The sequence below is a fragment of the Brevibacillus sp. IT-7CA2 genome, assembly GCF_949767855.1.
Taxonomy (GTDB): Bacteria; Bacillota; Bacilli; order Brevibacillales; family Brevibacillaceae; genus Brevibacillus.
Window position 1 is genome coordinate 68,237 of the sequence record NZ_CATKQT010000005.1, and the last position, 23,319, is coordinate 91,555.

Annotated in this window: 24 protein-coding genes; 4 read left to right on the forward strand and 20 right to left on the reverse strand. The window is 45.3% G+C overall.

Annotation, left to right across the window (positions count from 1 at the left end; translation table 11 throughout):
- Nucleotides 1–130: 130 nt before the first annotated feature.
- Together ACM6JA_RS03415 and ACM6JA_RS03420 are read right to left on the reverse strand one after the other, a co-directional pair.
- A complete protein-coding gene (locus ACM6JA_RS03415) occupies nt 131–517 on the reverse strand; it encodes a VOC family protein (protein WP_414851202.1) in 387 nt (128 codons plus the stop codon).
- Between the two features lie 61 nt (nt 518–578).
- Nucleotides 579–1,961 carry a PLP-dependent aminotransferase family protein gene (locus tag ACM6JA_RS03420; RefSeq protein ID WP_414851263.1) on the reverse strand — a complete coding sequence of 461 codons (1,383 nt, stop codon included), beginning with the start codon at nt 1,959–1,961 and terminating at the stop codon, nt 579–581.
- Between the two features lie 122 nt (nt 1,962–2,083).
- On the opposite strand from ACM6JA_RS03420, the gene ACM6JA_RS03425 reads away from it, so the two are divergent.
- A complete protein-coding gene (locus tag ACM6JA_RS03425; RefSeq protein WP_414851203.1) occupies nt 2,084–2,500 on the forward strand; it encodes a GNAT family N-acetyltransferase in 417 nt (138 codons plus the stop codon).
- Here the strand turns inward: ACM6JA_RS03425 and ACM6JA_RS03430 are convergent.
- The gene (locus ACM6JA_RS03430; RefSeq protein WP_414851204.1) at nt 2,487–3,551 is read right to left on the reverse strand and encodes a CapA family protein; all 1,065 of its coding nucleotides are present in this window, start codon (nt 3,549–3,551) and stop codon (nt 2,487–2,489) included. The genes ACM6JA_RS03425 and ACM6JA_RS03430 overlap by 14 nt on opposite strands.
- A gap of 238 nt (nt 3,552–3,789) precedes the next feature.
- Between ACM6JA_RS03430 and ACM6JA_RS03435 the strand changes: the two genes are divergently transcribed.
- A complete protein-coding gene (locus ACM6JA_RS03435; RefSeq protein WP_414851205.1) occupies nt 3,790–6,384 on the forward strand; it encodes a LuxR C-terminal-related transcriptional regulator in 2,595 nt (864 codons plus the stop codon).
- Here ACM6JA_RS03435 and ACM6JA_RS03440 read toward each other — a convergent pair.
- The 5 genes from ACM6JA_RS03440 to ACM6JA_RS03460 all read right to left on the reverse strand — a co-directional run bounded on the left by ACM6JA_RS03440 (nt 6,381) and on the right by ACM6JA_RS03460 (nt 9,667).
- Nucleotides 6,381–7,247, reverse strand: a complete 867-nt coding sequence (locus ACM6JA_RS03440; protein WP_414851206.1) for an SDR family oxidoreductase — start codon at nt 7,245–7,247, stop codon at nt 6,381–6,383. The two genes, ACM6JA_RS03435 and ACM6JA_RS03440, sit on opposite strands and share 4 nt — an antisense overlap.
- 3 nt (nt 7,248–7,250) lie before the next feature.
- A complete protein-coding gene (locus tag ACM6JA_RS03445; RefSeq protein ID WP_414851207.1) occupies nt 7,251–7,754 on the reverse strand; it encodes a hypothetical protein in 504 nt (167 codons plus the stop codon).
- A 96-nt stretch (nt 7,755–7,850) separates the two neighbouring features.
- Entirely contained in the window at nt 7,851–8,381 is a 531-nt protein-coding gene (locus ACM6JA_RS03450; RefSeq protein ID WP_414851208.1) for a MarR family winged helix-turn-helix transcriptional regulator, read from the reverse strand.
- A 45-nt stretch (nt 8,382–8,426) separates the two neighbouring features.
- Nucleotides 8,427–9,197, reverse strand: a complete 771-nt coding sequence (locus tag ACM6JA_RS03455) for a 3-hydroxyacyl-CoA dehydrogenase (protein ID WP_414851209.1) — start codon at nt 9,195–9,197, stop codon at nt 8,427–8,429.
- 221 nt (nt 9,198–9,418) lie between these two features.
- A complete protein-coding gene (locus tag ACM6JA_RS03460; protein WP_414851210.1) occupies nt 9,419–9,667 on the reverse strand; it encodes a hypothetical protein in 249 nt (82 codons plus the stop codon).
- Between ACM6JA_RS03460 and ACM6JA_RS03465 the strand changes: the two genes are divergently transcribed.
- Together ACM6JA_RS03465 and ACM6JA_RS03470 are read left to right on the forward strand one after the other, a co-directional pair.
- Nucleotides 9,614–9,775 carry a DUF418 domain-containing protein gene (locus ACM6JA_RS03465; protein ID WP_414851264.1) on the forward strand — a complete coding sequence of 54 codons (162 nt, stop codon included), beginning with the start codon at nt 9,614–9,616 and terminating at the stop codon, nt 9,773–9,775. The two genes, ACM6JA_RS03460 and ACM6JA_RS03465, sit on opposite strands and share 54 nt — an antisense overlap.
- 107 nt (nt 9,776–9,882) lie before the next feature.
- Complete coding sequence (locus tag ACM6JA_RS03470) at nt 9,883–10,356, forward strand: GNAT family N-acetyltransferase (protein WP_007729545.1); 474 nt, start codon at nt 9,883–9,885, stop codon at nt 10,354–10,356.
- Between the two features lie 56 nt (nt 10,357–10,412).
- Here ACM6JA_RS03470 and ACM6JA_RS03475 read toward each other — a convergent pair whose 3' ends face one another.
- From ACM6JA_RS03475 to ACM6JA_RS03530, 12 genes are all read right to left on the reverse strand, one after another.
- Nucleotides 10,413–11,432: a tripartite tricarboxylate transporter substrate binding protein gene (locus tag ACM6JA_RS03475; RefSeq protein WP_414851211.1), complete on the reverse strand. Its 1,020-nt coding sequence runs from the start codon at nt 11,430–11,432 to the stop codon at nt 10,413–10,415.
- Nucleotides 11,422–12,948: a tripartite tricarboxylate transporter permease gene (locus tag ACM6JA_RS03480; RefSeq protein ID WP_414851212.1), complete on the reverse strand. Its 1,527-nt coding sequence runs from the start codon at nt 12,946–12,948 to the stop codon at nt 11,422–11,424. The genes ACM6JA_RS03475 and ACM6JA_RS03480 overlap by 11 nt, the downstream gene beginning before the upstream one ends.
- A gap of 18 nt (nt 12,949–12,966) precedes the next feature.
- The gene (locus ACM6JA_RS03485) at nt 12,967–13,440 is read right to left on the reverse strand and encodes a tripartite tricarboxylate transporter TctB family protein (RefSeq protein ID WP_142497200.1); all 474 of its coding nucleotides are present in this window, start codon (nt 13,438–13,440) and stop codon (nt 12,967–12,969) included.
- 117 nt (nt 13,441–13,557) lie between these two features.
- Nucleotides 13,558–13,803: an HD domain-containing protein gene (locus ACM6JA_RS03490; RefSeq protein WP_414851213.1), complete on the reverse strand. Its 246-nt coding sequence runs from the start codon at nt 13,801–13,803 to the stop codon at nt 13,558–13,560.
- A gap of 273 nt (nt 13,804–14,076) precedes the next feature.
- Complete coding sequence (locus ACM6JA_RS03495; RefSeq protein ID WP_016742160.1) at nt 14,077–14,199, reverse strand: hypothetical protein; 123 nt, start codon at nt 14,197–14,199, stop codon at nt 14,077–14,079.
- A gap of 3 nt (nt 14,200–14,202) precedes the next feature.
- A complete protein-coding gene (locus tag ACM6JA_RS03500) occupies nt 14,203–15,486 on the reverse strand; it encodes a helix-turn-helix domain-containing protein (protein ID WP_414851214.1) in 1,284 nt (427 codons plus the stop codon).
- 259 nt (nt 15,487–15,745) lie between these two features.
- A complete protein-coding gene (locus ACM6JA_RS03505; RefSeq protein ID WP_406797809.1) occupies nt 15,746–16,183 on the reverse strand; it encodes a hypothetical protein in 438 nt (145 codons plus the stop codon).
- 1 nt (nt 16,184) lies between these two features.
- Nucleotides 16,185–16,745 carry a polymorphic toxin type 30 domain-containing protein gene (locus ACM6JA_RS03510; protein WP_414851215.1) on the reverse strand — a complete coding sequence of 187 codons (561 nt, stop codon included), beginning with the start codon at nt 16,743–16,745 and terminating at the stop codon, nt 16,185–16,187.
- A gap of 86 nt (nt 16,746–16,831) precedes the next feature.
- Entirely contained in the window at nt 16,832–17,539 is a 708-nt protein-coding gene (gene istB / locus ACM6JA_RS03515) for an IS21-like element helper ATPase IstB (protein WP_414851216.1), read from the reverse strand.
- A gap of 647 nt (nt 17,540–18,186) precedes the next feature.
- Nucleotides 18,187–21,498 carry a polymorphic toxin-type HINT domain-containing protein gene (locus ACM6JA_RS03520; protein ID WP_414851217.1) on the reverse strand — a complete coding sequence of 1,104 codons (3,312 nt, stop codon included), beginning with the start codon at nt 21,496–21,498 and terminating at the stop codon, nt 18,187–18,189.
- Nucleotides 21,499–21,772: 274 nt separating this feature from the next.
- Nucleotides 21,773–22,213 carry a hypothetical protein gene (locus ACM6JA_RS03525; RefSeq protein ID WP_414851218.1) on the reverse strand — a complete coding sequence of 147 codons (441 nt, stop codon included), beginning with the start codon at nt 22,211–22,213 and terminating at the stop codon, nt 21,773–21,775.
- 50 nt (nt 22,214–22,263) lie between these two features.
- Entirely contained in the window at nt 22,264–23,175 is a 912-nt protein-coding gene (locus tag ACM6JA_RS03530) for a hypothetical protein (protein WP_414851219.1), read from the reverse strand.
- Nucleotides 23,176–23,319: the final 144 nt, after the last annotated feature.

Here is a 23,319-nt window from a genome sequence, read left to right on the forward strand (position 1 = left end):
TTCATTTGGACCGAAACACCTTAGATCCACTTTCAATGAACTAACGAAAAGCTTCTTCCCTCCACTACAGCAGCGTTTATTATAATAAAAAAAGCTGGTACCAAAAGGTATACCAGCTTTTCTGCCTCAATCATCTTTTCGGTAAATTAATCTGCCAGGATAATCCGTAACGATCTTGAACCCATCCGAACTTTTCACTGAACGGATATTGTCCAAGCGGCATGAGTACTTGTCCATCCGAAGAAAGCTGTCCAAAAACCCGATCAACCTCTTCCTCTGTATCGCAGTCAACAAACAACGAAATCGCCGGAGTAAAGGCATGATCGTCACCGTTCGTATTGTCAATACACATGAAGGTCTGGTCTTTTAATGTAAAGGTAGCGTGCAGGACTTGTCCATTCTCGTGATGCATGACCTGCTTGATTTCTGAGCGATCAAAAATAGAAGTGTAAAATTTCATCGCTTCTTCCGCTTGTCCATGGAACATGAAAAACGTAGTGATAGCTTGCACTGACAATCACTCCTTTTCGTGATGATATACGTCTCCATTCTGCCCATTCCTCAAGTATACATAACCACTAGATCCAATCGATGATCCGCCACTGCCCCTCTTTTCTTTGCTTCTGCAAAAGTCCAGTAGCCGTCTCCGCTAACAGGGCGATCCCTCTCTCTATCTTATCTGCATCTGTTTGGATAATGCTAATTCGCAAGCCGTTTTCACGCGGGAAGGTAGGCAAATAACTCTGGTTCGTGGACATGATCCGCACGTTTTGCTGGTGCAATGTCGCGATGATATCCTGGGCGTCCAGCTCCTCTGGAAGCAGCACTCTCGAAAAAATCCCGCCTGTTCCGATCTGTGCGTGAAGCTGCGGGGGAAGATAGCGCTGGCAACACTCGGCCATTGTCTCCATCCGCAGGCGATAACGCTCCCGGACAAGGGCAGCATGATGGTCGTACATCCCGCTATTCAAATACAGCTCCAAGGCCGCCTGAGACAAGACAGCCGTACTGGAATCGCACGATGCTTTAAACAACCGGAACGTTTCCATCACGGAAGGGGGCAAGACGACTGTCGCCAATCGAAGTCCGGGCAGCATGATCTTGGAAAAGCTTTTGACGTACAGGACTCGACCTGATTGATCGTAGCTGTAGATCGGGTCTGCCTTCAGACTGGTTTCCATGTCCGCCAGATAGTCATCCTCGACGATGTATACATCGTAGCGCTGAGCCAGCTTGGCGATTTGTTTCTTTTGCTCCGTTGTATAGCTTGTCCCCAACGGATTGTGAAACCGGGGAACCGTGTAGAAAAACTTGATTTGGTTGTTGCGGAAATGCCGCTCCAGCTCATCCATATCGATGCCTGCCGCAGTCCGCTGGATGCCCAGAACGGTAACTCCCAGTAGCTCGAGGGAACGCAGCATGCCGTGAAAGGTGGGCTGTTCGACTAGCACTGCACTTTTTCCATTTGGAAACGGCATGGAGGCGAGCAGATGCAGCGCTTGCTGAGCTCCCGAAACGACGCAAATTTGCGAAGGGGATGCAAATACTTGTGATTGGGCGAGATGGCTCTCCAATGCCCGTCGCAAGGAAAAAAAGCCCTGGGGGTCCGAATAGGAGAACAACTGATCCTCATACAATTCAATCGCACGGTTTAGACAATGCTGGAAATCTTTGAATGGCATGACTTCTGAGTCGGGGCTGGCTGCGGTAAAGTCAATTCGCTCCTCTGGAAAACTCGCTCTTTGAAGAGGGCGAAGGACCGCGTAATAACCGCTTTTGGGAATGGAATAAATCAGGTGCTCCTTCTCCAGCTCTTGATACGCCCGTATCGCCGTATTCAAACTGCACGACCAACGCTCGGATGCAGTACGAATCGACGGCAGCTTCTCCCCTGGCTTGATTGTATGGGTGCGAAGCTGCTCTTTGATGCTGTCTTTCACCACTTCGTATTTATTCTTCATCCCGTTCACTCCCCTGTCATCTGTGTGGGTACAGATTCACTTTTCTCTCCTTTATGCGCCCTAGTCCCTTGAGTATAGTGAATCGTAAGCAAAAGAGTAAATATAAATACGGAGGGATACAGATGGAAGCAAGACACGTGACGCTGCCTTACAAAATCAGTGATGAGAAAGCTTTACTCGATATCGAACGCATCAGCGATTGGCTGTCGACAACGTATTGGGCGTCAGAACGCTCCAAAGAAATGATCATAAAAAGTATCGAAAATTCACTCTGTTTCGGCTTGTATAGTGAGGATGGACAGGCTGGGTTCGTCCGGGTCGTGAGTGATTACGCGACGATTTCCTGGGTGTGTGATGTCTTCGTCGACCCAAAGCATCGAGGTAAGGGATTGAGCAAATGGCTCATGGAGGCGATGGTGGAACATCCAGACATCCGTCATACGAGCATGATACTCGCTACTCGGGATGCTCATGGCTTATACGAACAGTATGGTTTCACACGAAGAGAAATGATGCGGCGACTCGTTATTGAGGCTTAGACTCGCTTACGCCCCCCTGTTCGTCTATGCTCGCCCCATAGGAAATGCGGTTGAGCTTGTCGATGATCCTCTTTTTGTTTTTCTCGTCCATCGGAGCAGGCTGACCGTTCGTGAGCTTCACCGGGATCACGCGGCTCTTGCTCCCGTCTTTTGAAAAGGTCAGTTGGACCACCATGGCTTCGCGACCTTTCGGATTGCGCGAGGTGGTAAACACAAAATTCCCTACGCTGTAGTAGATCGGCGCCTTTTTATAAAACTCGACGCCCATAATCGAATGGCTGTGCGACCCAACAATGGCATCCACCCCGCTGTCGATCAGCTTTTTCGCCATCTCACGCGCATATGGTTCTGGGTAATCCTTATATTCCCGATTCCAGTGCATGACTGCAATCGTAATGTCTGACTCCGCCACTGCCTTTTTAACATGGGACAGCATTGGCTCATACGAGTAGGCATGTGCGAGACCTGGCTTGTTTTTTCGCGCATACCAACGCTCATTTGGAAGGACACGGCTAATCCCGATGACTGCCACGCGTTTCCCCTTGATCGTTTGGATGTAGGGTGCGAATGCTTCTCCTTCGTTTTTCCCCGCCCCCACGTAACCGATCTTTGCCTTTTTCAGATGCTCCATCGTGTCATAGAGCGCGTCCATTCCATAATCCAGCGAATGATTATTCGCCAGGTTGACCACGTCGAAACCCGCGTTCACGAGCCCCTTCAACGACTCTGGCTTCGCACGATAGGTATATTCCTTTTTCTCTGGACGTCCCCGCGTACTGACTGGTGTCTCCAGATTGCCAATCGTCAAGTCTGCCTGCTTGAGAAAATCGGCTGTTTTTTGAAACGGATATTCTACGCCGTACCGTCCGATCTGATTCCCGACGCTCTTATCCAATATCATATCCCCGACAAACGCTACCTGAATGGAATCCTGCTTCTGCAAATCCCCTTCGCTGCTCGCCCGGACGGCGCCAGATTCCGTTCCCATCGCAACACAGAACATCAATGCAGCTACCACGATTACAGCGTGTTTCCATCGTCTAATCTTCATGCCTCTTTCGCCCACTTCTCTTTTTTGCTTCCATTCTAGAAGCCGCGGGATGTGAAGCCTGTTGAAGCATGTCTGGCTTCCGTGGAAATTTCTCGCCGAAAAGTGACGGGCATGAAAAAGATGGCGGTTTGGGGCCTGCTCCTTGAGTCAAAATATTCCTCATTTTTCCAAATGTCGTTTTTTGCCGATAACAAGTATAATGGACAAATAAGATTCTAATACATAGGACGGTACAAACATGCTCCATCATTCCATTATGCTGAAAACCAAAACAGCTATGCCCGCCGTTCGGTCGAATAGTGTTCATAGAAGCCGACTGCTACAAAAAATGGACGCTGGTCTGCAATGCCGACTAACCACACTATACGCTCCAGCCGGTTACGGAAAAACGACCTTGCTCAGTCAATGGGCTCATCAGTACGGCGGTACCACTGTATGGCTCTCACTCGATGAGATGGATAATGACCTGATTCGCTTTTGGAGATACATCGTATTTACGCTGGCTGAATCTGACTTCACAGAACTCTCCGAGCGAATGGAACCAGCCATGAAGGCGACCAGTCATACCTCGATCTTTACCTTCATCGATTCCCTGCTCAATGAACTTGCTTCTACGACACAGCCCCTTGCTATCATTCTCGATGACTACCATGTGATCTCGGATGTGACGATTCACAACAGTCTCGCTTATTTTCTGGAATATCTCCCGAGCCACGTCCATCTGTACATCGCCAGTCGCAACACGTTGCCTTTTTCTACAGTCAAATGGAACGTACGTCATGAAGTATGTCACATTGAGTCAGGACAATTTCTTTTCAGTCTTCAAGAGACGGATAGCTTTTACCGGCAGGTTCACGATTTACCACTGACCGAAATGCAAATCGAGCAGCTGGTGAAAAGTACGGAGGGATGGGTCGCCGGCTTGCAGCTCGCTGCCATTTCACTCGTGAATATGGAGAACTACGATCAGTTTTTTGCCGGATTCACTGGCTCTCATCGCAATATTTCGGAGTATTTGTTTCATGAAGTGATCATGCGACTCCCAGAAGAGGAGCGCAGCTTCTTGCTCAAAACCTCTGTGCTGGCGAGAATGGACGCTCACGTGTGCCACGCTCTGACTGGCCAGCCCCAATGCCAACAAATGCTAACCAACTTGCACCGCCAAAACATTTTCTTAATCCCGCTGGATGATTACGGGACTTGGTATCGGTACCATCACTTGTTTGCCGATTTTTTGCGCAGTCAATTGGAGCAGACAGCTCCCGGAGAAGCACGTGAGCTGCACCGGTTAGCCAGTGAGAGCTATGCGGAGCGTGGAATGATGGACGAAGCGATCGAACATGCGATTGCCGCTGCCGATTACACGCTGGCTGTAAGCTTCCTTGCGCAACATATTCCGGTACTGCTCCAACGCGGCGAGTTTTCCAGCTTTCTCAGAACGCTGGACAGCATCCCTGATCACGCGAACTATTTCTCACCACTTTTTCGGCTGATCTATGTGTTCCTTTTGGTTGCTTGCGGTTTTACGGATCGGGCAGAGCTTGCCCTCACCCAATTGGAACAAAGCGCTGCGAGCCTAGAAGACTCGACGGAGCATCAACAGTTTTTGAGCGGGCTGTTTTTTGTGCGAGCGAATCTAGTGTTTGCAACTGGAGATTTTGAGAGCTGGATTGCCAGTTCATCACAGTTAAGTGGTGAGCTGCCAGAGAGCCCGCTGTTTTACCATTTTAATTACAACACGACTGAGCCGTTTATTCGTCGTACGCGATTCGGCTTAAAAGGGATGCTGTCCGATCAGACAGAGGCTGTCGGCAAGCATTTCTCTAGCATACTCGAAGCTCATGGCTGGAAGGATTCTTTGATCAACCTGTACACCATTCAGGCGCTGGCGGAAGGGCTGTATGAGGAGAACAGGCTGGAAGAAAGCCTCGATCATCTTCAGCGAATTCGTTTCGTCGCATTGCAAAAGCAAATACCTGGCCTGCTCGTCCCCTATGCGCTTACTTACTCCAAGCACAAGCTAGTCGAGGGAAATTTTGTTGCGGCACGAAAAATCATTTCAGAGACACGGGAGACGGTCGCAAGCTGGGGTTCTTCGTATTGGTTCAGCCCGTTACAAGCATTTCTCGCACACATCGCGATCCAGGAAGGCGACATCGCTTTGGCGAAAGCGGAGTTGTCCAAGCTTCCCCCTTCCATTTTGAATCAGCCTAGCATCCAGAGAGAATTAGAGGTTTTGACCTATGTCCGTTTGCTGCTCGCCGAGCGGCAGGAACAGGAAGCCTTGCGTATTTTAGCGATCCTAAAGCCATCCAGCATTCGCGAGGAGCTATTGATCAGTCAGGTAGACATCGCCATTCTGCAAGCACTCGCCCACCAGCAGTGCGGCAACAAAAAAGAAGCGCTGGCTTTCCTCCACGAAGCACTCTTGATTGGCGGAAACAACATCTACGTCCGTAGCTTTCTAGACGAGGGAACGGCGATGTCTCACCTCTTGCACGATTACCAACAACGAACGAGAAAACGATCCCAACAACCTGCTCCATCCGTATCGGCTGCGTATGTCAATCACCTGCTATCCCTTTTCCCTAAGAAAATGGAGAAAAGAAAAGCTCCTTTAATCGAACCGTTAACCGGAAAGGAAATGATCATCCTTTCCATGCTGGCCGAAGGAGCATCCAATAAGATGATTGCCGATGAGCTAGGGAATACGCTCGGGACGGTCAAGGTGTATTTGCATCGGATATATGGCAAGCTCGGTGTCACCAATCGCACACAAGCTCTTCTGAAAGCCCAAGAAATTTCACTGCTTGAAAATAGTCCTGTTGATTAACGGAACTTTTCAATATGTTCATGCAGAAAAGCGTCCAGCTTGCGAGGCTCTCTGCCGAGGACACGCCATACATCGTCTGTCGGCTTTTCCGGGATCGCTACGGACATAGCTTGAATTTCAACGACATGACTGGCGAGCCACTCCGGCATATTTCCGTACTCCATCAGATCATGTCGGAGTGCTTCACTATCCTTGTTGATGTACGTAATCGGGCTGTTGAGCAGCTCGGACAGCTTGCTCGCAATTTGTGGATAGCTGAAAACCTCAGAACCAGTCAGTGTGTATACACGACCTGCCTTTTCGGGATGGGTCAAGGCTTCTTCGGCAACATCAGCGATATCCCGGCAATCGATAAAATTGCATGCTGTTTCGCCCATCGTGCCAAAGAAAACATGTTGCGACTGGATCGTCGGTGCGAAGCGGAGCAGATTTTGCATAAAGGCGTATGGTCGCAGCACGGTACTTTTCATACCCGATTCTGATAAAGCGTTCTCGATTTCCTGGTGCCATCCCGCTACTGCGACTGGCGCCTTTTCGTCGTAGGCTGGACTGGATATTTTCACAATGTGTTGAATTCCAGCCTCAGCTGCAATGCGAATCATCGATGTTTCCAGCTCGACCTGATTGGGACTGTTTGAAAGGGAAAGGAAGAGCTGATTCGCCCCTGCAAACGCCCGACGCAACGATTCAGGGTCAGAAGCTTCCGCTGCTGTGACTTCCACCGCAGATGCTGCTCTCTCTCCCATTAGCATCTGAAGTTTTTCTGGCGTTCTACTCAATGCACGGGTTGGGACACCAAGCTCTATCAATCGTTTCAAAAGTGCACTACCTATGGTTCCTGTTGCTCCCATGACTACGATCATTTTCTAACCCCTCCGTAACTGATTCATTTTTTGATGGTCATGATTGATGCCATTGCGCCACCGCCATGTGATTAACGTGCTGGCGATTATCGCTGACAGCGGGAAGTCGATCCAGACACGACTTAGCCAAGCCAACGATTCACCTGGAGCAACGATGACGAGTAACTCCGTTGTTAGCCATGCTGCCAGTAGACCGAATACTGCCATTGTCATCCCCATAACCGCTACCAGCGCCAAATGAGGCGTGCGGGTGACCCAGCGTTTATGTTTACCGTGACTCTGTAACCATTGCCCAAGGAGTGCGGCAATCAATGCGGATGTTCCGCCAATCGTGGTCAATGCCCCTATTTGCAGCCCTTTGTCAGCGGTGATCCATCCTCCTATGCTCGCCATGATCGCAGGAAACAAATAAGCCATGATTACTTCTCGCCATAAAACAAACGATTTTCGTTCGGAACGTGTCCTCTTGAACGGATAAACACCTTCCGATTTTGCAGGGTCATGCATGTTTTTCACCTCCTTTCCCTTTTCCTGAAAAGTAGTTAGGAACCTAACTATACAAGAATGAAAATGGGCTAGCTGCCTAGCCCGCTTTCCTGCTTACTATTCGTCTGTCAGTGCCGAGATGCCTTGTGTCACACGGCCCAGCAGGTCGAGAAACACACTGCGCTCCTGAATATTGAGCAATCCGACCATCGCTTCCAATCTCGCAAAGTGCTCAGGCGCCATTTCACGCAGCTTGCTTGCCCCGAGCTCCGTTAAAATGACCGATTTTTGCCTGCCATCTTTTGAACTCGCTCGTCGTGAAACAAGGCCATCGCGCTCCAGGATGTCGATCAGACCAGTAACAGTAGCACGTGTTACCCCCAGATGCTCTGCCAATTGTGACGGCAGCACTTCCCCACCGTTATCTTCAAGGTCTGCCAATAACCGATATCGTCCCGTAGATAAGCCGAATCTGGCAAAATGTATTTCCGCCGCATGCCCAAGCTTGGCTCCTGCCTCCATCAGCCTGGCGGCGACGAGTACAGCTTGCGCATCAACATCGAGTTCATACCGATCAATCTGGCGCTGCGATTGAACAAGCGATGGGATCGCGTCTTCTTGTTTTCTTCCGTTTGAATGGTTTGTCATGGATGTAGTATGGCACCTAACTATTTTCCTGTCAACACGTCTTCTCTATTTCGGTCCCATCCTGATTGCCCCATCCAGCCGGATCGTTTCTCCATTCAACATCGGATTGGTGATGACGCTGTTCACAAGCATCGCGTATTCTAGCGGATCACCCATGCGAGGAGGAAAAGGAACAGTCGCACCCAACGCCGTTTTTTCAGAGCGCGGGAGCTGATCGAACATCGGCGTGTCAAATAGCCCCGGAGCAATGGCCATCACGCGTATGCCATACGAAGCCAGGTCTCTTGCTAGCGGCAGCGTCATGCTTACGATTCCGCCCTTGGAGGCGCTGTAGGCAACCTGCCCCACCTGCCCTTCAAAAGCCGCCACCGATGCGGTATTGATGATGACACCTCGCTCCCCCTGTTGGTTCGGCTCGTTTCCTGCCATTTGCTCCACCGCCAACCGAATGACATTAAAAGTACCGATCAGATTGACTGAAATGACTTTGCTGAAGGATTCCAGTGAATGTGGACCGCTTCGCGACAGCGTTTTCTGTGCCAAACCGATCCCCGCACAGTTGACCACGACGTGAATCGTACCGAATGTGCCAGCAGCCTGATCGATTGCCTCCCGTACACTCGCCTCACTCATGACATCCGTATGCACGAACAAAGCATTTTCGCGCCCCAGCTCATTCGCCAGCGCTTGCCCCTTCTCCACCGTCAAATCAAGAATGGCTACTTTTCCCCCGTGTTGAACTACATTCCTCACAGCGGCTTCTCCCAAACCGGAAGCACCACCCGTTACAATGGCAACCACTTCCCGCATATCCAAGCCATTCTCTCCCTTCCTCTACAATTGCATCCGCATTCAGAAAGAAGCTCTGCAAGTTGGATACCAACCGAATCCCCCCTTGTCGCACGTGGTTTTTACAAGTGACAAGCAGTCTCGACCTTCTCAAATCCAGACAGGTATGAGACATCAGTGTCCGGGCAAAGGACAGTTGTGCTTATCCATCTCCAACATTTTAGGGCTTGCTATTTCCAATCCACCCATTATATATGTGCTTTTTCCTTCTCGGCTTGTGGCTGGGGCGACTCAACCTGCTCGATCGATCTGTACGCAAAAAAATGTTGGGCTGGGCAACCGCCCTGTTCGTCAGCTTTGCCGAAAAATTCGCAAACAGCTGGTTTACGTAGACATGGGTAAAAACCGGACAACTGACACTGACACACTACGTCAGCCATATCATTGTCGGGCTCGGCTTCCTCGCCTTGATTGGTCGTTTCGAAAATCAAACGCACGCTTTTGCGATGCTCTACGCCGTAGGATTCTTCCTCTTTTCCATTGTGCTCACGCTTGTATGGAGACGTTGGTTCGAGAGGGGACCGTTGGAGAGCTTAATAAGATAAATAAGTGGGTAACCATTCTGTGGGTTCATCCGTCTGCTATATAGGGGAATTTTGCTAATCATACATACACCAATTTCGAAGTAGTCAGACGAACTGGAGATGATCTCATGAGTCCTATGGTTTTTTTCAAAAAGGCTGTCCCCGCAAACGCGGAGCAACTCACCAAAATTGCCACTCGCTGCTTCGCAGAAGAAGTCCAAAAGTACGGAGAGGGCCCTGCCGGACATGACCAGCCTGACCAGCATATTTTGTTCATGCAAAAGGCCCATTACTATACGATCTTGCTGGATGACCAGATCGTTGGCGGTTTTTGCCTCATTCCAGTCGATCATGAGCATTTGGAGCTGGGGATCATCTATGTCGATCCTGATAAGCAAAACTTGCGTATCGGAAGCCAAACCATGCAGTTCATGGAGGCCGCCTATCCACACATCAAGAAGTGGACGCTCGATACCGGCTATGAAGCCGTACGCAACCAGCACTTTTACGAGAAATGCGGTTACAAAAAGATCGGCGAGACTGAGCCAAACGTAATGAATGGTTTTTATAAATTCAGGTACGAAAAACGGATACCTAAATAGATAGATGGAAAAGGAGAACGGCTACAGGCCATTCTCCTTTTTTTCTTTCGTCGCCTCTATTTTCGAATGCCCTTCTTGGTCGCCAATTCCAAGTAGTACGTCGTTTCTGCCTGTGTTTCCTTCGTAAATGCTTCACTAGCCGCATATGCCGGCTCCACCTGGATTTCACTCAGCTTTTGCAAAAAGGCTGGGTCCTTTTCCATCTTGGCAATCGCTTCTTCCCATTTGCGAATAACCGACTCTGGCGTTCCTTTGGCAAAAGACACTCCCGTCCACCAGAAAACCGACAAGCCTTGAATCCCTTGCTCCCCCGCAGTAGGGACGTCAGGCAGGAACGGACTTCGCGTGTCACCGGATACGGCGAGGATTTTGACCTTACCCGCTTGCAGCATCGGCATGATCTCCCCCACTGTATGTACCGCTAAAATCGCGTGCCCTCCAGCGACTTTCGGGACGGAATCGGAGGCGCCTTTTGTCACAATCATTCTCGTCTTGGCGAAGTCAGCTCCAATCACATCTAGCCACTCCGCTACCCCAAAAGCGGAAAAACCTGCTGGCCCTACAGAAGTCCATGTTAACTGCTCCGGATTCGCGCGCACCCACGCGGAAAATTCGGCGAAATCTTTCCAAGGCGCGTCGGCTTTTACTGCAAAAGCAAGCGTTCCTTTGCCAATCCTGGCCGTATAGACTTGATCCTCGTTTGTAATCGGCGGCGTTTTCATCCCAGCAGCGAGCATCGTCGTATTGGATACATTGACAGCAAGCGCTGTGTAACCATCGTTTTTGGCTTGCTTTAGAGCATACTCCGCTCCAACTGCCCCACCACCTCCCGCCTTGTTGACGACGACGATGGGCTGCCCCCATTCCTTGCTCAAATAATCAGCTGCTGCTCTGGCCACGAGATCGACTCCGCCCCCGGCAGAATACGGCACGATATACTCCACCTGCTTCGATGGATAGGCCGACTCGGTACCTTGATTTCCACATGCGCTAACGGCTGCCGCCAAAAGCAACGACATCATGACAGCCGCCCATTGTTTATACCCTTTCAATGACTCTTCCTCCCTACGCGACATCTACTCCCCGGTCTCGCTCTTCTTTCAACCTTTGCTGTGTCCGGCGGTTCAACATCATGGAGATGATCAAGAGTGCTCCTGCTGCCAGCAAGATGGTCAACGATAAAGGCCGAAATAAAACAATGCTGAGATCACCTGAGCCCATCGCCATCGTTTGAATGAAGGATTCTTCCAGAAGAGGTCCCAGAATGAAGCACAAAACCAGCGGAACAACTGGCCATTTATATTTGGAAAAGACATACCCAAGTCCGCCAAACAAAAACGCTACCCACACATCAAACATGCTGTTCCGCACACTGTATGCCCCAATCGTGCAGAACATTAGGATGATCGGAGCCATGATGCCATATGGTACCCTCGTCAATTTGACCCACACCCATACCATCGGGAGGTTCAGCACGAGAAGCATCGCATTCCCCACGAACATCGAGGCGATGACTGTCCAGACAAAGCCCGCATTTTGTTCAAACAAAACAGGGCCTGGCGTCAATCCGTAGATCATCAAGCCTGCCAACAAAATCGCCAATGGCGGTGAGGAAGGAATCCCGAGTGAAAACAGCGGGATGAAGCCCGCACTACTGGTCGCATTATTCGCTGCTTCTGGTGCCGCCACCCCTTCGATTGTTCCCTGACCGAACTTCTCGGGATGCTTCGATAGCTTTTTTTCCATATCGTACGCCAAAAACGACGTGATCGCAGCCGAACAGCCCGGCAGCAATCCAAGAAAAAAGCCGATAATCCCGCCCCTCAGCATAGGCCCGGCACTTACTCTCAAGTCTTCCTTTTTCGGGTAGACACTGCCTGGCTTGCCAATCAGGGTAGCTGTGCGTTTTTCATCAATCCCTTTGAGGACTTCCGTAATCGCAAACAACCCGATAATGATGCTAATCATGTCAAAACCGCCGACCAATGCAGGGACGCCGTAATCAAAGCGCGGCATGCCAGAGGATGGTCCCAGCCCAACTAGAGCGAGCGAATAGCCGAATGCCCCCATCAAAAACGATTTGACCAATGATCCTCCCGATAGGCTGACCATCAGCGTGAGAGCCAAAATCATCAGCGCAAAATATTCAGGCGGTCCGAATTTTAACGCTTGATCTGCCAGAATGGGAGCGAAAAAAACGAGTCCGATTACCCCGAGTACCCCTGCACCAAACGAAGCCAATGCGGATATCCCCAATGCCGGCCCACCTCTCCCTTTTTTCGCGAGCGGATAGCCATCCAGACACGTGGGGACTGACGATAGCTCCCCCGGGATATTGAGCAGAATCGCCGTCGTCGAGCCACCGTACATGGCACCGTAATAAATACCTGCCAGCATGATCATGCCTTGTGTCGGCTCCAGTACGGTTGTCACCGGAAGCAGAATCGCGATGGCAGAAGTGGGACCCAGACCGGGCAATACACCTACAAAGGTGCCAATAAGAGCGCCGAGTGCTGCCATGAGCAGATGCTCCGGCGTGAGGGCTGAAGCAAAACCAGCCAGTAGTAATTGGAACGTCTCGATGATCAGCACCTCCTTATCATGCTTGCTCTAAAACCAATCGCCTCCAGGCAGCGTGATATGCAGCGAGTAGATGAACACCACGTACAGCCCCCCTGTCAAAAGGACGGAGTACACAATAGACGTACGCCACCGATAGCTGCCGATCAATATAAAAAATGCAAAGGAGACAAAGAGCGTCGCCATTGTGTAGCCGATCGCGCCGAGCAGCCAGACATATAGCAACAGGAATAAAAAGCAAAGTAGCAGGCGCAGCCTTTTTCCAGGAAAAAGCGGTTCGGGACTTGGCGAAGAGGCTTCCTCCGTCACACGGAATGATTGGACCAGCAGCACACCTCCGAGCATGAAAAACAGTAAGCCGAGAATTGCAGGCAACGTGTGATCCCCTACGTACAAGGACGTCGAAAATGCCTCCAGACGATAGGCTTCGAATGATAGGACAACTCCAAGAAACATGCTTAGGAGGGCACCGATAAAATCTGGCTGATTATCCGGGCGTCTCATGTGTATCACCTCAGCAAAAAAGCTACCATCAGCCTATGGCACATGCGCCCATTGTGTGCGAAAGCATAAAAAAACTACCATAGCCAGTCCGTATGGGACACAGCATATGGTAGTCATTTACATTTCGATTTCGATTTGGTCGCTCAGACGAATAATGGCATGAGCGACCTTCGCTTCATACGTCTCATTGCTTTCGAACTCGCTCCACAGCTCATTGATATCACCGTTCGAAACATCGTGGATCATGAGCATTTTCAAAAGCTTCTCCATATTGGCTTGATTGCGGATCAAATGAGGCTCCATCCGCTTAACCACCATCCATAATTTTTGCGAATTGACCATCGTCGTCGTCACCATCTGCATCCGCTACCTCCACACCAATTATAACTACATATAACTAGTTATAATTAATTATAACGAATTACTCAAGTAAAAATGTTGTCTTCTGAAGTCACCTTTTTTCTCACTTCGTTTGGGTGGTCTCCTTCCAAACATGTGACAGGACTTCTGTACAGCTTTTGATTTCTTTGTGCATGAACCATTTTGTACGATAAGAAATGCCCTCCAATTTTGGAGGGCATTGATTGTATTGTTCAGTATGTTGCTTATATTTCTACTGTCAGAGAAAAAAGACGATTACCAAGGCTCCGGCCAGCCATATTGTATAATCAGATTGGATTGCTTGGCTGGTTGTTCTACTAAAACTGGCATTGTAATGAAGGCGGTTAACATACACAAAGACAATATCCATTTCTTCATGACCTATACCTCCTGTTTGGATCTATGATTACTTCCATTATACACGTTTACCAATTTATGGAGTATACCAAAAGGAAGATTTTTTTTATTTGACACATAGAATTCAAAAAGTACGCTCAGACTCTTATCTGCTTGTCTTATCTCATTGATTGCGCGATAGTAATTCACGCTCTCCACAAGACTATCGATTCCTAAGTCTGCTTCGTTTTTTTGAATGTAAAAGGTGCCCTTTGTTCGGAAATACAGTCCCATTTGATTGTATTGATTCGGAGTAGTTAAATTCTCTGGCAAGATCGATGCTTCTGCCAAAAATAGTTCACGGATTTTCTCTTCTTCTCCTACCTGGATATAGATCTCTAGCAAATCATTCGCAATCACAATTTTTTCATCCTGTGCTTGTTGCGCAAGACACTCTTGTAATACCGGAATGGCTTTATCAAATTTCCCTGTCTTTCCGTATAGTTTCCCCCGAATATGTCTGGCATGTTTATGTACCTCGGGATAATCGAACATTTCGTATCTCTCCAGATAAAAATGTCCTAATGTGTAGTCCTCCAACTCAAAATAGGAAATGATGATCGCAAGAATCGCTGCTGCTTTTTGCTCACTCTGACTATGGTCGATTTCAAGGCCTTGTTTACACAGATGAATACAATCTGAATAAAATCCAAGACGCAATGCATGGAAGGAAAATTTATAGTAGGTCAAAATTCGCTCATTGATATGCAGATAGGACGTGTAGTGTAATAGCTCCTTGCCTTCTACATAGGTTTGATCTAATTGGCTTAGATTTTCACGTCGAATCATGTAGCGTTGGAAAAGCGATCTTGCCAGATACAAAGGAATTCCATGCTCACGCGAGTAGTCACAAATCACGTCATAAAGAGCCAAGCGCAGTTCTTCATTCCCTTCCATTCCCGCGCTTTGATACAAGTAGTCTAAAGAAAGAAATGTATTGCTTTTGGGACAATTTAGCAATTGCAAAGCTACTTTGTTTGTAAGAACCACATTCTTCTCTTGCATCACAGCCTCTAATAGAGACCGAAGTGTCGCTTCGCGCGTAATTTTATGTAAATAGGGTACGATCGCTGTATAAAGTGGTATATCTAGTTCTTTTGCCAGTTTCATAACATGCTGCATGTTCGGTAAAGTAAAGGCATCGGATTCTATCTTACTAATGGTTCCAGAAGCTACACCTGTTCTTTCTGATAACTCAGTCAGTGTTAAGTTTGCTCTATTTCGATATACTCGTAATATGCCCCCAAAGGTCTTTCCCTCTGAAATCACAGCAAATACACCCTCCTGATGATTCCTTTTTATGGATATGATAGCACATTAAGCCACGAATGATATAATCGATTTGAATCATTTTTTAAATAGATTACACTTTTTAATAGAGTGAAGGAAGAAAAAATGGATCGATCATACCTATACTTGACAACATAAAAGGCTACATCCAAATTTGAGTGGATGTAGCCTTTATGCGAATAGAGCACTTGGTTTACTGAATGTGGAATCCATTCCTTACACAAGTATCCAAGATTCCTTACTGCGATTTTTCGGGGTCGTAATTGATTTCCACCAATGCTTCGGCAGCAGTCTCCCTAATATAATCAGTCGGAGAATTTAAGTAAGGTTCAATTACATTGATAAATTTTTGGTTTTTTGAAAAACCAATTATGGTTAATGCATAATCTAGAATAGGGTCGTTTAGAGTTGGTATAACGTTTGCTAATTTATCCCATTCTATGGTTTTGGCTACTTCTTGAAATGTTACTGCATTCGCAATTATTCGAAACAAACTCTCTTTTATAGCAAAGTTTTCTTCTACTATCGCAAGGTCTAGGGCATACTCTGTGATATTAATAACGTCATCCCGATTGAGTGTTCCATACTCTATTAAATCACCAATTTCTTCTAATCTGTTAAATAGATCATCACCTCTATTTAGGAATAACCTTTTCAGATAAGTGACGTCGATCATATTATCCTCCTATGGGTGTTTGAATTGGTATATGAGTATCATTACCAAACTCTTCACTATAATTGGGGCTGTTTTTATTGTAAATTCCTCTTGTGTGCCAATTTCCTTTTGAATCCAAGTACTTGTTTCCTCTTACAACTCTTACTATCCAATTATTTCTTGCATTACTTCCTTCTGGAGCTGATGCGTCGGGGCCATGAACTCTCACTCGCCATGATACCCCATCCCCATTTTCTTCCCAGTGGTATTCAAATCCTTTTTCTACCTTCCCTTTAACTGGAGTTAATTCACGTCTTTTTGCATAAGTAGGAATTCTTGAAATAATATCATCTACTGTAGATCCTCTTATTCCAATAAAATCTCCAACACGTCCAGTTCCTAACTTCGCAACATTACCAAATATGATGCTCCCACGTTCACTTTTTAAGTAAGTGAATGCACGCTTTATAAACACACCACCTCTGAGATAGACAATAGTGCCACTAACTATTGGACCTACCACCCATCCAGCTGCTTCGGCAACAATAACTGCATCTCCAATAAGGAAGATTGTGAATGTCAATCAAATAGTTGACCACCGTGCTCATCAAAAAATTGACCACCATGGCAAAAATTATTCCACCCGACGGGTGGGTAACTTTTTCATGATCACGATTGCTTCAGGCTTTGCTTAAATCGGTAACTATCGCCGTTCATTGCAAAAATGTGAGCTCGGTGTGTAAGTCGATCCACTAAAGCGGCGGTCATTTGTTCATCTTTGAACACTTGAGTCCAGTTAGCGAAGTCCAAATTGCTAGTAAGGATCATGCTTCCTTTTTCATAGCGAGCAGCACAGAATTGAAATAGTAGCTCAGCACCTGTTTTACTTAAAGGAACAAACCCTACCTCATCAAGGATGGCTAGATCGACTTTTAACCATTGTTTCTCCAATTGAAGCAAACGCCTCTCTGATTGCGCCTCCATCAGTTCATTACACAGTTTGGCTGCTGTCCAGAATTGAACGGTGTAACCGTGACGGCAAGCCTCCATCCCAAGGGAAATCGATAGATGTGTTTTTCCGGTACCTGAATTCCCAATAAAGATTACATTCTCAGCCTTCTCGATGTACTCGCAACGAGAAAGCTGGAGAACCTTCGGTTTATTTAGGGCCGGCATGACTGAAAAATCATATTGGTCTATGGTTTTAATTGTAGGGAACTTTGCCTGTTTCGTGCGGGATGCAATTTGATTCGCATCTCGTTGCAAAACCTCTTGTTCCAAAAGAGCCAAGAGAATAGTCTCAGCAACTTCAAGATACAGGAAAGAGGTGCTCAGGTGGTCAATTTTTTTGTGAGCGTTATACCGCAAAGTGGTCAATAATTAGATTAGCATTCACAGAAGATTTCGACTGTTTCACCATACCTATCATGGCCTAGTGATGAATCTGCATAAGCATACCCTATCAAGCGATCAGTGATTATTCCGTCTTCCTGTAGGTACGCCATGTTTCGTTCATAAACATCTTTTGCAACATGGGTACTCCACTTGTTGAGAATGACTTGATATGAAACTACACTCATCAATAATTCACTGTCACAGTCTGAGATACCCTTTGAGGACTATTGATTTTTGAATATCATATTTGATTTGTTACTCTCAGAATCCTTAAGCCACAAGAAAGGCTACATTCACTATATTGCGAATGCAGCCTATCAGTGTATCATGAATTTTTAATATGCTCCGTTAGTTAAATATTGATGCCTATCCTTTTCAATTGTTCCTTAACATCCCAATTTGCGGGTTTTGGCCTATATTTGTTCATCCACCTTGCCCCCTGCTCTAACCATAATTTTCTATACTCCTCAATAGTTAATGGGTGCGCTATAGCATCATCGTGAAAACCTGATTGAAAACCACAACAATTACATAGTTCTTGGCTAGCATATCCCTGTTCATCTCTTTGTGGAAAATCCAATCCATCGTATCCACAAACTCTACATGTATACATAATTTTGCTCCTTTTATTAAGTTGGATTTGGAGTAGTTATTCTCATAAAAAAGTTATACCCAGCGTTAGGATCTGAATATCCATATTTAGGCTTGTAAAAGGTTCCAATTGTTCCATCACTATGAACGAACACGATATCATTAGTTGACCTTCTATAGATCGCCTTAGTATCTCTTGAATACCGTTGAATAATGTTCTCTCCATCAATTGGGGAAGTAGCTAGCTCTAAAGCTGCATTATAGTAATCTTCTTTTGTAAAATTATCACCATATTCTCGCCGTGCTTCTGGTCTTAATACTTGGTCGCCTTCAACATGAACAGCATAATGGAAGTCAAAGTTTCTAAAACCTTCATAACAATCTCCAATGTTATGAACCCAAATTCCTAAGTCTGTTACAAAATAGGTATGGAAGTCCGCTACTTCAAAATTATAGACTGTGACCTTTTCATTTACACTAACAATCTCGATATCTTGAATGGTCAGCAACTCTCCGCTGTTAGTTTGTAGTTTGTCTCCTTCCTCTAAATCTTTTGCAAGAACCCATTCCTTGCCTTCTACCCAAAACGGGTGATTAAACGTTGTTTCGATGAGTTGACTGTCTACAGTAAGTTTGTATATTGTATCTATTTGTTTACTGAAAAGATTTAAAACTTCTTTGTAAGCAATCTCACCAGTTGTTTCATCTTTTGAGAGAACCTTATCTCCGACCTCTATGTCTTCGATATTTTTCTGGCCTTCATCTGTTAAAATCTGTGTACCAGCAGGAAAGCAATTGCATTCAAATAGCTCATCCACAGTCTTTATAGCTTGTTTTACAATTTTGTTTCCTGCTTTATATACTCTAAATGCTGGAACAAGAGAACCAGCGGTTTTATAAATAAAAATATCTCCAGCAAACAACTGTCCTGCAAATTTACCATACTTATCGTAACCTAATGATGCGCCTTTCCCACCATAAAATAATAAGCGATCTGTAACTTCCCCTTTTTCCTCTAGAGGTTCACCACCAAAACTCATGTTGATATCACCATGAGCACTCCGGTTCATTACCATCTCAAAAGCAATTACAGACATGAGAAACTCTTCGTTATATTCCCCATCGTTAGGCCCATCGTAAAACAACATCTTGGTTAAGTGTTCTTGCATCAGTTTGATGTTAGCTGGCGAAACAGTGGCATTATAATAGTTTATTGTCTCTTGGGCAGTCATTTCTTCTTTTTCAATGGTATTCAATACACTAATTGTTCCGGTAATTTCATATTGGGGTGCATCTGTCGCCCACAGCTTTACAAAATACACGCCATTTTCTGCGCGTTTCCCAGGCTCAAGCCGATTATATCGGCCATGCCAGATAAATTGATTTGTTTTTGCTTGTACATTATTTCGTGTTTCTTCGTACACCACTTGGCCCTTATGTTGAACCTGAATGACAACAGTAGGATGGCTCTTATTAAATGTCCATTGTAACGTAACATACTTTTCATTTCCTGCTGTGGTGTCTAGTGTTTTGTTTTGCGAAGCTATTTTTAAGCCATGAAATCCAGCATTATACCTACCGTCACCCCATGGTTCAGGTTCTGAAAGCAATTGGTTATGTTGGTTTGTTTGTTTTTTATTCCAGATCACTTTCGCATAATAAGTACCCGTTTTTTGGGGAAGAAACAATTTCTCTTCAATATTAGGAGAGAAGGTTTTTAGTGGGCTGCCATTTTCGTCTTCTAGAATTAACACATTATTATCCACATATAGGTTTAAGTATGCTAATTCATCAACAGTTAGTTTAAAGTAATCAATATCATACGCCGAGGATAATCGATCCGTGTATATTTCATTCCAGTTAGCTGGAATGGCTCCTTCTCTTGTGCTATCAGCGTCCACAGCTTCAACCGTAATGCGAGCATTCAAGGTGTCATTATGAGAGTTTAGTTTCAAATAGTAACTAGTGCCTGCGCTCACATTATATTCGAGCTTTGAGAAGAGATCTCCATATGGACCATCCGGAACGTTATCGTTTTCTTCCAATAATGTTGTAAATGAATCATCTGAATATAATTGAAGGTACGTATCGTTTTCGGGTCCTTCATTCTTATATGGGCTGGTAAAAAGTCGATAGTTCCCAGAAACTGAAGGAGTAAACTTGTAGTACAAGCTCTTACCAGAGCTTGCTGTTACATCCATAGGCTCATTTTCTTTCAAAATTTCAATATTTTTAGGGTCTGGGTTTGGTGATGGCGATGTTGAGGGGGGCTGCCATGGTTCTACCCCTTCTATATTGATCGTAACCACATCACCAGGAGCTTTATTCTGATCCGTTATCCGAATAAAATATATCCCCGAACTCAAGGGAGTATAAGTTAGAGTATCACTCGAAGAAGATACAATTTTCGAACCATTTGGATCATCTAAAAGAGTTATTGATCCTGTCCAACTGAGTCCTTTTTGCACTATTTTAATAGTTTGATTTGCTTGTGCCTTTACAATGTACCAAATGTCTTTAGATGTGCCAAACGTATCTGTCTGAGGGCTTGGTAACGATACTGGTGTGGATACGAGCCATTCATACTTATTTTCTCCCCCACTTCCTCCAGTTAACAGCTTGATATAGTACGTTCCACTTGTCTCGATCCTTACATCCATACGTGAAGTAGTATCGGATAGGATTTCTTTTTTTGCACTATCATACAAGACCCAGCCTTCAATCGGAGAGGAACCTTTCCCCCAAAGATGATAATTGAATCCTGCTTTAAATTCCGTCCGAAAGAAGATACTATCATTACTCGGAGTGGAAAAAGTAGCAATCGTTCCTTTTATCCCATCCAAAGAAACTGAATATGCTTGATTAAGATCAGACCCATCACCAGCTGTGATTGAAAATGTCTTTCCGCTACTCCCTGAAACTACTACAAAATAGGTACTTGTTTCCGCAGGAATAAAAGTAAGAGTGTCTAAAGAAACCGTTTTTAGAGCAGCTTTGTTCGGATCATCGTATAAATACTTACCGGTACCAAAACCACTCAAACCTGGCGTATAAACTCTTAAGGTATGATTCGCTTTTGCTTTCACTTGATACCATATTTTCTTTTCAGGCCCAATGGTATAGCTTTGAGGCGAAGATACGGATAGAGGGATAGATTTGAGAATATAGTATTGGTGCTCCCCAGCATTCTCACCGGTTAACAATTTAATGTAGTATGTTCCACTTGTATCAACCTTGATATCAGTACGTGAAGTAGTACCAGATAAAACCTCTCTTTGTGCGCTATCGTACAAGACCCAGCCTTTAGCTGATGGGTCTCCCCAAATGTGGTAGTTATATCCCTCTGTCAACTCCGCAGTAAAGTATAAACTGTCGTTTCCAGGACCTGAGATTTTCCCAATACTCTTTTTGTCGTCTTTATCAAAAACGATTGCATATGCTTGCTCAAAGCTAGATCCGTCACCAGCAGAGATAGTAATTTTTTGTCCACTGTTTCCCTTTATTTTAATATAGTAAGTGCCGGGGGTTTTGGGTGTATATGTTAAGGTATTCTGTGTAGTGTAAGCTAATGATGGTTGAGTTAGATCACTGTAAATGTCTTTAGAGGTCCCACTCCCCTGAAGATCAGGTGTAAATACGCTTAACGTATGATTCTCTTGTAATAGAATACCAGTTATACCCTGAAGCTCCGATTGTATCTTCGTTAGGACCAGGTGTAATTAATGGTTTGATCTTCTCTGGAAGAACGGAATTCAATGCATTCTTTTGTGAGGTAATTTCTACCTCATTCGAGATAAGCATTTCACCGGTTTCAGTCATAGCCGTTACTACATAGTATCTAGATTCATCAGAATTTTGATCAACGGAATGATCTACGTAGGAGGTTTCCGTTAGTTTTGAAATTAACTCTTCATAACTTTGAGAATTACTACTGCGCATTTTTACGCTATAACTCGTAATTTTGTCTTCCGTATTCCAACGAAGAACATTCCCGGTCATTGTTGGAGTTACATCAAGATCAATACGTTCTTGAGGATCAGTTACATCAATTTCAATATCTACCATCTTATCTTCATAATAAACACTGATCAGTGTTGTTCCTTCAGCATGTGCAGTTATCTTGCCATTACTAACACTTTTTGATTGTAAAAGCCGATGATCCTCGTTTTCCCTGCATTCATTGCTTCTATCTTTTCGTTGGTTATCGAAACAATACTCTCATCTTCGACTTTCCATTTTATCTTGGTGCTTACATCTCTAGTAGTACCATCTGTAAACTTCGCAATTATTTCTACTGATTTGGATTCACCGACTTGAAGGTCAAGGCTAGTAGAATCAGTTTCTAATGTAAAGTCATTCTGTCCTTTTTTCATTTTGATTTTTACTGGCTTTGAAACAACGGTATTTCCATTAGATAAGTGTGCTTCAACCCTATAGTAATAGGTTGTACCAGGTTTGACTGTATCATCAGAAAAAGTGTTCTTCTTCAGATCAGCCGCAAGAACTTCGTACTTTCTCTTATTTTCTCCTCGCTTCACTGTATAACTAGAAGCATCCATATCTCCCCAACTTAAAATGGCGCTTCCTTCATTTTCACTTGCCTTAATCTCTATATTCTCTGCGTTAGGTGATACTTGAACTGGAATTTTTAATTCTTGTTCTCCATACTGAACAGTTACCAAAGTTGAACCAATAGCTGTTGCAGTAAACTTTCCGTTTTTAATAGATACAATATCTTTCTTTTTGGGGTTCCAAGAGACCTCTTGAGTAACATCACCACTGTTGCCATAGGAGTCACTAAAGATACGAACGTTTGTCGATTCCCCGACTCGTAATTCCACTTTTTCATGAGATGCGAATAATGATTTTACTTTTTGATCAACCTTCTCTTCTTCAGAACTTGGGAGATTCACCTCTTGTAAACTGGACGCAGACACTCTTTGCACCGCGTTTGGAAGATAGCTTGTTGGGACTGAAACTGTTAATAATAGAACGAAAGCTAAAAATATTCTTAGGTACTTCTTCAAAAAAACGCCTCCATTATCCCTATTTTTTACATAACACATAAATTTTAGGTTATATATCTATGTTTTTACATAGGTCTTTTTTCTGGTTTTTTACAAATTATTGCAGGGTACTAAGAAAAAATGAAAGGCTATCCCTTGGCCATA